This window comes from Vibrio genomosp. F10 str. 9ZD137, assembly GCF_049974785.1.
In the GTDB taxonomy this organism is placed as follows: Bacteria; Pseudomonadota; Gammaproteobacteria; order Enterobacterales; family Vibrionaceae; genus Vibrio.
Window position 1 is genome coordinate 1 of sequence record NZ_JBNGCJ010000339.1, and the last position, 13,403, is coordinate 13,403.

The window sequence follows — 13,403 nt, forward strand, 5'->3', positions numbered from 1 at the left end:
GAAGAATCACAAGGTGGCAACGATGTGATTACAGCGGGTCGTGGTGATGACGTAGTAATTGGTGGCGTCGGGTCAGACAACATTCAAGGTAATCAGGGTATTGATGTGTTGCTGGGGGATTTAGGCATAGTCTTCCCTGCTAATGGTTCACGGGCTGATGTTATTTCTCGTGAAGCCGAACTGGGTGCAGACGACACGATTTCTGGAGGTGACGGTCATGACGTTATCATTGGTAGTGGTGGTCAGGATGATCTAGATGGTGATGCTGGCAATGACGTGATCCTTGGCGATAGTGGGTATGTCATTCGTAACCAAGCTCAACAGGCATTGAATATTGTGACGACTCAGGTCGACATTGGTGACAATGATAAAATTTTAGCTGGAGAAGGTGATGATTTCGTCATTGGTGGACAGGGAGATGATGTCATCACTGGTGAGCAAGGGCGAGACATTATGCTTGGTGATGCTGGCTACCAAATTAATGATGCTAATTGGGTGGCTCGAGAAATGGTTTCTACCGACTTTAGCATTGGTGGCGATGACAGAATCTTTGGTAATCAAGGTGAAGATTTCGCTATTGGCGGAATCGGCAATGACTATTTAACAGGTGATCAAGGGCGAGATACCCTCATTGGTGACCAGGGCATATTCAAGTGGCTGAGTAATGGACATAGAGATTCAGCCAAAACGATTGCTCAGGTAAACGTGAACGGTGAATTTAACGATGAGCTTTATGGTGGCGAAGGCAACGACAATTTATTTGGCGGACGTGTTAACGATAAGCTATACGGTGGCATCGGCAGTGACATCTTAGTTGGTGATGAAGGCAACATTTTCTTTAAAAACGATAAAGAGTACATTGCGCAGTCCAAAGAGTCCTTTACTGGTGGTGCTGACACCATGCATCTAGGCACTTGGGAAGGTAATGCTGAAGGTGTTGACCTCTCTCCCGATTTCTTACTTGGCGGTGAACAACCAAACTTCAATTTTGCTGACGCTCTATTAGATATGATCTTGCATGAAAATGCGCATGTTGAAGTCAATCCAGACCGAATCGGTGAGTGGGACGAACCTCCGTTCCTTGGTGACCCTGTCGCGACAACGACAGACGACTTCTTCTCTTTATCCGGTGAAATGGACCTGTTAATAGACGAGTTAGAAAACCGCGAATCAATCAACACGCAGTTTAACGAGCCAGAGACTTCTCGAAATGCTTTGAACCGAGATATGGGTGCTGATGTTCGTGGTATGAACAATTCTGCTAAACCCAACAATGTCAACTTACTAGGTGACACTTTGCTAGGTGACACTGGAAACGAAGAGATTGCTGCTCTCACAGAAACTGAGAATGAGAGTAATCCTGTTGCCACGACAAACTCGATCACTTCAGCGCAATCGACCCCAGCGTCTTCAAACAAAGGGCAAACAAATAATGGTTCAGATTCAAATCAAAGCACGGCACCAGCGCCAAATGATGCCAAATCATCACAACCTAGTTCATCTTCTGAAGCAAGCAATGACGAAGAGGCTGAATTAGAAGATCAAGTGGGTAATCTACTGTTTTTCGATGCGCAGTTAGGCCTCTGGATTAAAGCACAACCTGAATCCGATGTTCGTATTCAGGATAATCAACATAAAGTAAGAATCATCTAACAAGTAGTAAGGATTAAATGATGAGCAATCAAGACAAAACACCGAGCAACCAGACAAACATTAATTGGAATGACGATCAAATGCGTTCTACTTACTCGAATGTTGCCAATGTAGGCAGCACCATAGAAGAGTTTATGCTGCTATTTGGAACGAGCCAAAACTGGAATGGTTCAGCAGAGCAGATTGATGTTGAGTTAAGTGACCGCATTATTATGAACCCTCGTGCTGCCAAGCGCCTATTTTTACTGCTTGGTAAAGTGCTCAAAGAGCATGAAGAAAAGCACGGTGAAATTAAATAATTAATGATTATGCAAAGCAATACCCCCGTTAGTGACTCTGAGCTATGGCCAACCTTTTCTAGGACCAACGATCCTGAGCAGCTTGGCCAAACATGGTTGGCCATCGTTTTGAATCAATTTTCACAACGGGCGGATATAGCAATACAAGATGGCTTGCTGGCCGTTGGTCAGCCAGCCTCTGCTGATTATAAAACCGTTGCATTTACCTCAAATGGCGCGAAGTCATCGGCAATATTAAAGCAAGTGGGTGAGCAGGCTATGCAGCGATTAGCGCCTGTCGTTCAAAGCGAGGAGCAAAAGGGACTCTATTTCTTAGCGTGCCCGTTAGTGGTCGAAAATCAACTCTATGGTGTGGTCATTTTATCGCTGAAGCTAAACCATAAGTGCTTACTGACCAAAGCGACAGAAATAGTACAGTGGTCGATTCCCGTTCTTGTACAGCGTTTAACGCCTTCGAATCAATATGCAATCGCCACTGAAGATTCTAACTCGCCCGTGTTTTCTCTATTGGAACAGATAAATCAGCCTGTCCCAATTGCTGATATGGTCGAGTGGGTATGCACAGAGCAGCTTAAAAGGTTTGGTTTAACTCGCTGTGTTATGGTGATTGCGGACGATAAAGCCAATTCTCTTTTGCAAGTGGGCACGTATACGGGAGAACTTGAATCCAAATCTGAAACAGAGGTTATTATTAGCCAAGCTCGTGAAGCCTTGCTGCAAGGGAATGGGCCAAATAAACTGAGCGACAATGCCGATAACATCGGTCTACAGCTCAAACATCAAGATCAGGTCTCATGGGCTGATTGGTTTACCCAACCGCTGACATACCGAGAAAGTACAGTACATGTTCTTTGGTTGGTTTCTTGTGACAAAGTACCTACGGCGGGGATAAGAGATCAGATACAGCAAACTCTCTTTACTATTTCTTCTCCTCTGGTCTCTAAATATTTTGAGCAACAGTCTTTAACCCGCACGTTGACGAAATCAACAAAAGTCAAACTATCTAACTTTTTTCGCAATCGAAAAAAGACGCCAATAACGCTCGGTACGTTCATCCTATTGGCTGCTTTTTTATTTTGGCCAGTGAACTATCAAGTGGTTGCTGATGCGAAAATTGTCGGTGCGGAGAGACGGGTCATTTCGGCGCCATTTGATGGGTATATATCAAAAGTGGCTGTTCGACCAGGTGATGAACTCATTAAAGACCAATTGATGTTCTCTCTCGATGACAAAGAGTTAGAACTGCAGAAACTCGATCTCAAAGCGAAATTTGTAGAAGTTTCTCGTCAAATGGACGCAGCGCGTGGTGAGTATGATATTGCAAAGTCAAATATTCTAGCGGCCTCTCAAAAGCGCGTAGAGGCAGAAATTCGCTTGATTAATCATAAGTTAAGCCGCACTCAGATTCTTTCGTCATTAGACAACGCCATAGTGGTCAGTGGTGATCTTATTGACGCTATTGGAACGCCGGTTCGTCAGGGAGAGGTTCTCGCGGAGTTATCCCCTCTTAATCAGTACAAATTGTTGATTGAAGTTGAGCAACTGGACATCGGCTATATTGCTCTCGATCAGTTAGGGAAAGCACTGCTTACTCCAATCCCTAATCAACCTTTTGAGTTTACGGTGAGTAGAGTGACACCCATTGCCCAGGCTAAAGATGGAAAAACGGTGTTTCGTGTCGAGGGTGTGCTGCAAGGTGATGTTTCAGATCTTAGACCAGGAATGGATGGAGTGGCGAAAGTAGAGACTGTTTCTCAACCTAGGGTATGGAACTGGACGCGCAAATTATGGGCATGGGTTTCTATTAAAACATGGGTACTCATGCCGTGAACCCAAGTGCCTGGAAAGCAGTTGCGACGTCACGACCAACATTAAAACCCGGACTTTCGACAGCAACACACCTTTATCGAGGAAAACAGTGGTGGGTCATTCGAGATGATGATACTCATCGCGTTTTTCGCGTGCCTATCAATGCTGTGTCTTTTGTTTTGGCGCTTAAAGGTGCTCAAACAATCGAGCAAATTTATCAAGCGTATAGAGAGCAGGGGCACGAAGAATTACTCAGCCAGGAAGAACTTCTATCGTTATTGAATCAGTTAGAAGTGCAGGGGTTAATTGTAGGGCTGAGTCAATTAGGGCTAGAAAAACTGACCCAGAGAAGAACTCGACAGAAGAGGTTGGCACTATTTAGTAAATACGGTAATCCAGTCTCATTTAAGCTTCCTCTATTGAATCCAACAAGATTCGTGGCTCAGATGGTTGGTGTGGCTGGTGCTCTATTCAATCCCTATGCGCTGTTTTTATGGGGAATGTTAGTGGCTGTTAGTGGAATTCTAGCGGCTATGCATTGGCGAGAAATTACCGATAATCTCAATGATAAATTTTTCAGTGTTGAAAATGCATTATTGGGCTTAATCGTTTATGTGTTGATTAAAGCCTTTCATGAGCTTGCTCACGTCTTTGCGATAAGTCGCTATGGTGGCCGGTGTAAAGAGGTGGGCTTACTGTTTATTGCGTTTGTACCCGTCCCTTATGTGGATGCGTCACAATCTTCGTTGCTACCCAATAAATGGCATCGTGTATGGGTGAGTCTTGCTGGAATACAGTCTGAATTGTTACTGGCTGCTATCGCAACCTTTGTCTGGTTAGCCGTCGAGCCCGGTTTACTGCGTGCAGCAATGTATAACGTAATGATGATCGGTTGGATCAATACCTTGCTTCTAAATGGTAATCCGCTGCAACGTTTTGATGGTTACTTCGCATTGCAAGATGCGTTTGAGCTTCCAAATCTAGCCACACGATCTGCTAATGCTTATCACTATTTAGCCCAATATTATTTGTTAGGTGATCGGTCTGCGGTAAAGCCTGACTACCAGAGAAAAGAATGGCTGTGGTTTCTGGTTTATTGGCCTGCGTCATGGTGTTTTCGTACCGCAATCATGGTGACGATTGCACTTTATTTAGCAGAACATATTCCTTTTGTAGGCTGGATATTAGCCGCGTGGACTTTGATTCAGATGTTCGCTATTCCTTTGATAAAGTTTGTATTGTTTATGAGTCGTAATAAAAAAGAGACACAACAATCTCCAGTGCTGCGTCGAGGGCTACTACTGAGCTTGATGATCGTGCTGTCTATTTCATTCGTGCCATTACCCAACAATTCAGTCGTTGAGGGTGTTGTTTGGCTTCCCGATGTTCAGCGAGTGAGATCGACGTCGAATGGCTTTGTAGAACAGCTTCATGTTGATCCTTCGACTCTAGTGACTGCTAAGCAGCCTCTAGTCACATTAAAAGCGCCTCTCATTGAATTAGAACGCAGTGAGAAACAGGCACAACTAATACAGCTAGAAAGACAATACGACGCTGATTTGGTCGATGATCAAGTGAAAGCGGCGATTACTAAAGAAAGAATTCAACAAGTTGAGTTTGAAGTTTCAGAGCTTGAGCGCCGTCTTTCCGAGTTAGTGGTTTATGCGCCCAGTGATGGGGAGTTTGTAATGTTAGAAGAGTCACTCATTATTGGCAGTCATGTAAAAAAAGGTGACCCGATAGGAGAAGTCCAACTGGTAGATTACAACTCAGTTAAAGCCGTTATACCAATGGATAACATTGATTTAGTGCGAGAATCTCTTGTGAATGTCGAAGTTCGGGCAGCCCACGCTCCATTCAAAGTGAGCAATGCGAGCATTGTTCGTTTAGATCCTGGAGCAAGTCAAACGCTGCCTAGTGAGGTTTTGACCATAGAAGGTGGTGGTTCTTTTGCCGTTGAAGATGCAGAAAAATTAACCAGCCACCAGTTGTTTTATCTTGCTGATATTCGCTTAGCGAACCCAGAACCATTTTATGGTGGAGAACGCGTGACGGTTCGATTCCAGCACGAATATCAGCCTCTTTTTTTCCAGGTTGCAAGGTTAGTACGTCAGACATTACTAAGGAGACTCGATGTATAAAGTAACATTGGCAATGCTGTTACCTTCGTTGGCTGCAATGCCTCTAGCGGCCCAGACATTTCCCTGCCAAGTCAAGCCAAGTGAGTTACTCGAATTAGCATCGCCAGTCGTTGGTGTTGTAGCTGAAGTCCATGCCAATCGGGGTAAATGGGTTAAGCAAGGAGAGCTGCTTGTAAAACTCGATGATAGGGTTGAACAAGCAAGAGTTGCCTATTCCAAATCCCGAGCACAAAGCAACGGTTCAGTGAGCGCACGAAAAGCGAAATACGAGTTTGAGCAGCGTCAAATTGAGCGAAACAAAGAAGTGATGGCACAAAATATCATTTCAGCTCAAGCCGCTGATGAAATTCGAACGGGGCATGTAATCGCGAAAATGGAATTGCAAGAAGCTGAAGAGCAACAAGCGATTTTCAGAGATGAACTGGCAATGGCAAACGCTGAGCTAGCGCTAAAACGCATTCATTCTCCGATAGATGGAGTGGTGGTAGAGCGTTTTGTTGGTTTAGGAGAGCAAGTCCGGGATGAGCCAATCATTAAAATTGCGAAGGTTGACGTTCTCTATGTCGAAGCTAGCGTGCCTGTAGAGCAATATGGACAGTTTAAAACAGGTGATAAAGCTACCGTCTCTTTTACCTTACCCGGATTAACGGACAAACAACTGCCCATTACTTTGATTGACCCAGTAGCAGACCCTCGAAGCCATACTTTTAATGTACGCCTAGAGCTACAAAATAAAGATTTTAAAATCCCGGCTGGGAGCAAATGTTTAGTCAAAATAGATCTTATCGAATCTAAATCGTCGGCCAATGACGACTCACTATCAACGGCGTTGTCAGATTTAGATTCTTTGTTACCCGAAGCCCAATCGAATATAGATAAACATCAATAAGGACGTAATTAAAGCATGAAAACACCTAGAAGAACCCTTTCAGCGTTGATATCAATACTGGCTGTTTCAACGGCTTCAGCAGGGACTTTACTCGATGTTTATAGTCAAGCGACTCTCAACAACCCAAGTTTGCAAAAAGCGGAAGCACTCACCAATGAGGCAGAAGCGGCTTATACGAACTCTTGGTTGGGTATTGCTCCAAGAGTTAACTTGACTCTCGATTTTGAATCGGTCAGTCAAGAGCTTAAAAGAACTGAAAACCCAACGTTTAACTTGGGGGAAGCTGAATTCGACAATTCGAACCGAACCTTATCGATCGTTCAGCCAATCATCGATGCATCGTTGTTTGCTTCAATACAACAAAGTAAATATCGATTAAACAAACAAGTGTCTGAGTATCAAGTATCGGAACAAAATCTGGCTTTTGATACTATCGAAGCGTATTTAATGGCACTAGCGAGCCACGATGCTTACCTGCTTGCTAAATCGGAATATGAGATCTACGCAGAGCAGAAAAATCAGCTAGAGGTTCGTCGAACCAGCGGGTTAAGTAGCAGTTTGGAGTACAGTGAGATCACAGCAAAATTGAGTTTGGCTAAAACTCAAATGTTGCAAGCTTTGGCTCAAGTAGACAATAAATTCTCAGAGTTAGAAGTGCTGACAGGACAGAGGCTAGAATACATTCAGCCGCTCAATGTCGATTTTCCTTTGCAGCCACTCGCGTACAATGATGTTGATTATTGGTTGGCACAAGCCCAGAAGCAAAGCCCAGATTACCGTGCTCTCGAGCATGATGTAAAATACGCGAGGTCAGAGCTTGCTAAGCAAGATGGTGAGTTACTACCTACCGTTGAATTAAGAGCGACAAATACCTATCGTGATATTGGTGGTGCACTTTTTGGCTCTGCGTCTGAAAGTGAAGAGACCATTGTGGTTTTGCGCTTCAATGTGCCAATCTTTAACGGCAATGGCGTCGGCTATGAAAGAATGGAAGCAGCTCACGCATGGAAGTTTAAGCAGTATGAAAAAGTCGAATTTGATCGCGCATTGAGGCAGCAAATCAAAACCGCATTAGTACAAGTTAATAACAGTATTGAACGTCTACCTCATCTCAATACTTTGGTAGAAAGTCGCAAAGCCATTGTTGAGAGTAGTGATAAGCAACTTTCCGCCGGTCTAATCACAGTCGATACCTTGCTTGATGATGTTAGTGATGTCTATAGCGCGAAGCGTCAGCAATTGTCAGCAAGCTATAACTATTTACTGGGTAATTTATTGTTAAATCGCTTAACGGGTGAAATTAATATCGCTTCCGTTGAGCGAGTTAATCAATTGTTAGACATGAGCGCAATTCCAGTCGAAAGACCGACCTTATTTAATTAAGACATGGGCTCAGTTCAATACTACCTACTTCCTGTCACGTAGGTAGTATTGGCTTATTTACTTCAACGCAGTGATCTAATGTTTTATTAAGTTCTATTTATTTGAGATATATTTACTAAGTAATGCATTATTAAAGCAATGTTCCATGTAAGTAAGGTTATATTGGCACAAGCTGAACACTCACCTTTACATATAGAAACAGTTTCTTCCTTTCTCTTTTGCTTTGTATAAAGCCTTATCTGCGTTGTGCAGTAAACTTCCCATCTCTTGCCCGTTGGTGGAAGCCGCGCAGCCAATACTGACACTCGTAGAAACACCCTCAATATCAAATGGGTGCGAAGCAACAGAAGAACGCAAGCGCTCAGCAAGCTCAGTGAGGTAATTATTATCAGAGTGCTCGATAAGAATGAGAAATTCATCACCACCCCATCGAGCAGCACTGTCACCGGGTTTTATTGAGTTTTTCAGTATCGTTGCTATGGTCACTAAGACTGTATCTCCGACCGTATGTCCATAAGAATCATTGATACTTTTGAACCAGTCGATATCAATCCAGAGAATACCAACCTGGTTATTATCTGAGGCAGATTTCTCCAAACTGGCTTCGATCCTGTCTGTCATTCCACGACGGTTATACAGCTCGGTAAGGGGGTCTATCTGAGTCAGTCGCTCTAATTCTGCAGTTCGATCCTGAACTTTTTGTTCCAGATCCCGTTTTGATTCCAGAATGACCTCCGACATACGCATGAAATGTTGAATCAAACTTGCTAGATCCCCTGAAGCATTAATACTCAGATCCGCGCTGGGGCTTTTTCCTTTCTCCACTCTATTCATCGCATGTTCTAGTTTGCTCATCGGGTTAAGTACCAGGCGGTTTATAAAATAGTTCAATAGAATAAGAGCAACTAAAAGGCCAGCGACAAACATAATAGCGATTTTCACGATATTCTCGGTAGGGAGAATATAGCTAAGATCAATCAGAGAAATTTCATACCAGTCGATTTCTGGTAGATACACAACACCAACAAGATGTCGCTGACCAAAGAGAGTAACAAAACCGGTTGCGACCTCATTCTCCAATTTCTCTGCTTGTTCCATTGCGCGATAAACCGTCTGTTTATCCTCTTCTTTTTCAAAAATGAGGTCGACCGTCTTTTGTGTCCCTTCATGCTTTCCAATAGAGCCAAAATCAATAAAATCCTGATTCCTGTGTAGCTGAATTGCACCCGAGTGATCGAGGAATAAGTTAAGGATACCGGGTTCACTGTCGCTAGTCAGATCATTGAGTACCTCTGTCAAATCAAGGCCTGTACCTGCAACCCCCAGAATCTCGTCACCACTGCGAATTAACACATCAATCCAAAGCTTCGTAACGCCAAGCTCGACATCAGGGTTCACGTTAATATGAATATCACGTCCCTGTTCAATTAAACTGTAGAACCAGTTATCAGATTCTTTATCAGCATCGAGTACATATCGAAATTCATGGCCCCTAAACTCATCGGTACTATTATTGTGGTAATAGTGCCCATTGCTTAGAAAAGAGACAAAAAAATTCTGTCCTCTAAAATTCAGGCGATAGTTTTCTAGCTCTTCCAGAGCTGTCTTTTTTAGAACTTTATTTTCAGGGTCTTGAGCCCACTCTCGAATAAACCCAGAAGTCGCGAGTTGCCGAGAAAGTGCAAGTTCCCGCATAATAGGCTGTAGAGTCCTGCTTTTGTCATACAGCGCCTGTTTAATCATAAACTTAGACGCCCACTGCTGAACAATATCTTCTGATAATGTACGGATTGACCAAGAAACCCCAATTGCTGTCACCAAAAAGAGTGTCGCTGTAAGCAATAAAAAGCGTGGTTTTAAGTTCATTCCTTTTCCCAATACCGAGCCGAATATATCCATGTATTCAGCAATTTTTTATATGAATTAGATGCCCCGTACTAGGTCATTGAATTCTTTTCTATTTATCCCGGTATATTCCCGGCAGAAGACTTTACATTAGAGCTTAGTATACATTTGTTATATCGACCTCTGGAAGTCTATACCAGGACGCCATAAGTGCTTTAGGTCATATAAATAGGTTTATGATTTGTTGAATAGTTCTAATTGATAACGAAATGAAAGTATTTTGGAAGTAGCAATGATCAGCGTGTTGTACGGGGAGTCTGATGTTTAGAATGCTAAAAACGGTGAAACCCCGATGTTGGTAGTAATCTTAGTTGTATGGTATTGATTTATATGCATTTCATGTGTTTAGAGCTGGTGGTTAAGCTCTAATTGGCATAAAAAACGGTTAAAAAGGCCAATGAAATAGCCAAATAAAATCAATATATTTCCTATCGGGACTGTAGAGCAAGAAGCGATACAAGCTGCGCATGTTTATAACTTGCAGTATCGCCCTGAGCTAGGAAACGCGTTTTCCCTTTCTGAGATGACCCCATTTCGCAAAGCTGTCTCTAAAGGCCGCAAGGACAAATTTAATCGGCCTTTAAAAGAGTGGCTTCCATTAGTGTTGTCTCGTGTGAAGAAAGAAGAACGACTTTCCAAAGACGTTTATCGAAATTTGGAGAGGGACTGTTACCGCCTTGATGAGTTCATGGGGCGGTTGCCAACCAAATCGATCAAGTTACAGCACATCAATGAATTCCTTTCGAAATACTATTCAGAGTTAAGTAATCGTCAGCTCAACAATAAGATCAGTAATCTTAAAAAGGTATTTTCCTACCTTGCTGATGAGAGCGCTATTGAGAGTAATTTTGTACTCAATAAAAAACAGCGTCGATTGACCAGAGAAGATTACACCAAAGCTCGCCACGACCTAGATATCGAAAACTATCAAAAGGTCTACGATGCTGCGCCACTGTTTCTTAAGGTCGCAATGAGCCTAACACTTGAGACGACTCATGCTGTAAGGGAGATCTATAGGCTTCGTTATCGGATATACAAACCACGGGAAGGCGTTTGTGGGATTCTTTGGAACCCTGACAAAGAGGTGGAGTATGTTGATGGCCATGCTGTCTATGGAATGCTTTATGTTCACCGAGAGAAGGTGAAGAAGTCCGATGCTTCCACTGTAGCTATTCCTGTCACTCAGACGATTAAAGACATCGTCGACCTATCTAAAACATCGAGATTGATTTGTCCTTATATCGTTCACCGTAAACCCAAACAGCAGCAACGTGGCATTTCAAAAGAGACTGACCATCTTTACCAAGTACATCACCACAATATAAGTAAAGAGTTCAGTAAGGTTCGAGACTCTTTAGGGCTATATAGCCACTTAAAGAAATCGTTAAGGCCGACCTATCATGAAATTCGAGGGCTAGCTGCTCGAATGATTGAACAGCAAGGGCAGAGTGCTACCGAGCGAATGGCACATGCGAATGCTAAAACGACAAAAATCTATACTGGCACAAATGACATTATTTGGCACCAAGTTCCACCTGTAGAGGTTATGCCGAAAAGTGGCCAGAAGTGATTTTTGTCAGTTGTTTAGTTTTGGAAGAATTCGGAATCCGAATTTGATAAAGGGTCGTTGTACTCTATTAACTTTAATTTGAATCTGTGCACATTGTATTGACTAAAAAACGGTTAATGAATAAAGTCAGATATAGGTTATGCGCGACCTATCAGCTCACGGATGAAGCGAAAGCAGCGCGAAGTGAATTATCACTTCACCGATTTTGTATCTTTATTACGGTTCGTGAGCCCGTAAATATAATAGGATGCTTAATCATGCTTAAATACCCATCAGTGAGCCAAGTTAAGGCTCATGCAAAGTACATTTCAAGAACTTTAAATATCAAGCTCAGTTTTGCAAAAGAAGCTGTCGCATTTATGTATGGCAGTAACGATTTTAAAGCGTTATGCAGTAAATCTGATCTAGCGATACTCGACGGTAATAACAAATTCTCAGCAATTCCATACAAGCAGGACTTAGAAACATTGAAGCGCTTGTTACAGCCTCACTTACCTGCTATTCGTGCGCACTTGAACCCCAATATCCATTTGGATTGTTCCGTATTGGCTTTAGTAGTAAACAACAGACTAAATTGTATATCTCATGATGCTGTGAACCATCTGCTTTCATTGGGAGGATCTTTTGATTGGAGTGATGCTAAATCCATTATCAATGAGCTTGAATTTGTTGATAGTACTGTTTCGACAGTACTGGCAAGTCGAATTGCCATGAATAGAGTCAAAAACAAAGTAAACCCATGGATAGAGTTTTCATCGTTCGGTATCAGAGCATATGGTTACTATAATTTCTCCGGTAAAACCGTATGTATTGAGATGCGTGAACTCGACATTATGTTCAATGATCCGAGTAGATATAGAGATATTTCGAGTTGTAAATGGATTGGCGACTATGTCATTGGTTTTTTAGGGGTACTTGCCAAGCAGTTTGAAACCTTAGGATATACAGGGGAAATACAGCTTTCAAATGTAAACTTTCCAATCAACTTCGCAAATGAGATGAATATCCTAAGGAAGGAGATGAGAAGTGCTGATCCAATATGTGGTATGCGAAGTCTTGAGTGTTACTGCGTAAAACCTGCAAAGCGCGTAGTCAAAGTTTCACTTGATGTTTTGATAAATCAAAATGATCCACAAAACATTTGGTTAAGAGGAAACCTAGTAAATGAAATAGGGTAATACCAATTTTATAAAGCTGAAAGACGCCAGTCGAAGTAGCTCTATTGCAAAGGCCGAATATGAAGATATTCGGCCTTTTTTGTGCTTAGTTAAAAGGGTATCTAGTCCTGTCACTCAAAAAATGAGGGAGTGACAGGACGGGCAGCGCACACCCGCTGGGGGCTACGAGCGAAATATCGGAATTGAAAAAGAATGACGGCGAGGATCAATGACGCTGAGAGCGCCGCTAAAGTTGTAAGCAGATTAGATTGAGACAATAATGAAAGAGAAATAGAAAAGCAGCAGTAGCTGCAAAGACTACTACACGAAGAAATCCACTAATTTACCAGCGCATTCTTATCTCAATAGCCAACAGGCTTCTGGGAATTAGCAATTGCACATGGCTTACAGTCATTCAATTGTTCGGAATTTCTGAACCGCGCAGTAGTCTCGCTTCATTACCTACTTATTTTAATTAAGGTGTAGGCGTTCATTCGAAATGAACGGGAGCAATAACACTAATCTGAACTCGCATTGAAACCTACTACTGCACCCGTGAAATAAGAACCTTGAAATGACTGAAGATCGGAAGAGCGG

The 13,403-nt window shown here is 42.6% G+C and carries 9 protein-coding genes; 8 read left to right on the forward strand and 1 reads right to left on the reverse strand.

What is annotated here, in order from left to right; genetic code table 11:
- The 6 genes from ACP45E_RS07145 to ACP45E_RS07170 all read left to right on the forward strand — a co-directional run.
- On the forward strand, positions 1 to 1,653 hold a 1,653-nt coding region (locus ACP45E_RS07145), incomplete at its 5' end, for a calcium-binding protein (RefSeq protein ID WP_069584838.1).
- A 20-nt stretch (positions 1,654 to 1,673) separates the two neighbouring features.
- The gene (locus ACP45E_RS07150) at positions 1,674 to 1,952 is read left to right on the forward strand and encodes a DUF3467 domain-containing protein (protein WP_017034550.1); all 279 of its coding nucleotides are present in this window, start codon (positions 1,674 to 1,676) and stop codon (positions 1,950 to 1,952) included.
- Between the two features lie 3 nt (positions 1,953 to 1,955).
- Positions 1,956 to 3,782, forward strand: coding sequence for an efflux RND transporter periplasmic adaptor subunit (locus ACP45E_RS07155; protein WP_017037944.1), 1,827 nt, complete (start codon positions 1,956 to 1,958; stop codon positions 3,780 to 3,782).
- Entirely contained in the window at positions 3,764 to 5,902 is a 2,139-nt protein-coding gene (locus ACP45E_RS07160) for a site-2 protease family protein (RefSeq protein ID WP_017034548.1), read from the forward strand. The genes ACP45E_RS07155 and ACP45E_RS07160 overlap by 19 nt, the downstream gene beginning before the upstream one ends.
- Entirely contained in the window at positions 5,895 to 6,791 is an 897-nt protein-coding gene (locus ACP45E_RS07165; RefSeq protein ID WP_017034547.1) for an efflux RND transporter periplasmic adaptor subunit, read from the forward strand. The genes ACP45E_RS07160 and ACP45E_RS07165 overlap by 8 nt, the downstream gene beginning before the upstream one ends.
- 15 nt (positions 6,792 to 6,806) lie before the next feature.
- Positions 6,807 to 8,174, forward strand: coding sequence for a TolC family protein (locus ACP45E_RS07170; RefSeq protein WP_017034546.1), 1,368 nt, complete (start codon positions 6,807 to 6,809; stop codon positions 8,172 to 8,174).
- A 186-nt stretch (positions 8,175 to 8,360) separates the two neighbouring features.
- Here the strand turns inward: ACP45E_RS07170 and ACP45E_RS07175 are convergent, their stop codons facing one another.
- Positions 8,361 to 10,040, reverse strand: a complete 1,680-nt coding sequence (locus tag ACP45E_RS07175) for a GGDEF domain-containing protein (protein WP_017037945.1) — start codon at positions 10,038 to 10,040, stop codon at positions 8,361 to 8,363.
- A gap of 454 nt (positions 10,041 to 10,494) precedes the next feature.
- Between ACP45E_RS07175 and ACP45E_RS07180 the strand changes: the two genes are divergently transcribed.
- On the forward strand, positions 10,495 to 11,649 hold the full coding sequence (locus ACP45E_RS07180) for an integrase (protein ID WP_241824280.1): 1,155 nt from the start codon (positions 10,495 to 10,497) through the stop codon (positions 11,647 to 11,649).
- Between the two features lie 257 nt (positions 11,650 to 11,906).
- The gene (locus ACP45E_RS07185) at positions 11,907 to 12,827 is read left to right on the forward strand and encodes a hypothetical protein (protein ID WP_017034542.1); all 921 of its coding nucleotides are present in this window, start codon (positions 11,907 to 11,909) and stop codon (positions 12,825 to 12,827) included.
- Positions 12,828 to 13,403: the final 576 nt, after the last annotated feature.

Coding starts and splice junctions, on each gene's coding strand:
- ACP45E_RS07150 (WP_017034550.1), top strand. CDS start 1,674: ATGAGCAATCAAGACAAAACACCGAGCAACCAGACAAACATTAATTGG.
- ACP45E_RS07185 (WP_017034542.1), top strand. CDS start 11,907: ATGCTTAAATACCCATCAGTGAGCCAAGTTAAGGCTCATGCAAAGTAC.
- ACP45E_RS07175 (WP_017037945.1), bottom strand. CDS start 10,040: ATGAACTTAAAACCACGCTTTTTATTGCTTACAGCGACACTCTTTTTG.
- ACP45E_RS07160 (WP_017034548.1), top strand. CDS start 3,764: ATGGGTACTCATGCCGTGAACCCAAGTGCCTGGAAAGCAGTTGCGACG.
- ACP45E_RS07165 (WP_017034547.1), top strand. CDS start 5,895: ATGTATAAAGTAACATTGGCAATGCTGTTACCTTCGTTGGCTGCAATG.
- ACP45E_RS07170 (WP_017034546.1), top strand. CDS start 6,807: ATGAAAACACCTAGAAGAACCCTTTCAGCGTTGATATCAATACTGGCT.
- ACP45E_RS07155 (WP_017037944.1), top strand. CDS start 1,956: ATGATTATGCAAAGCAATACCCCCGTTAGTGACTCTGAGCTATGGCCA.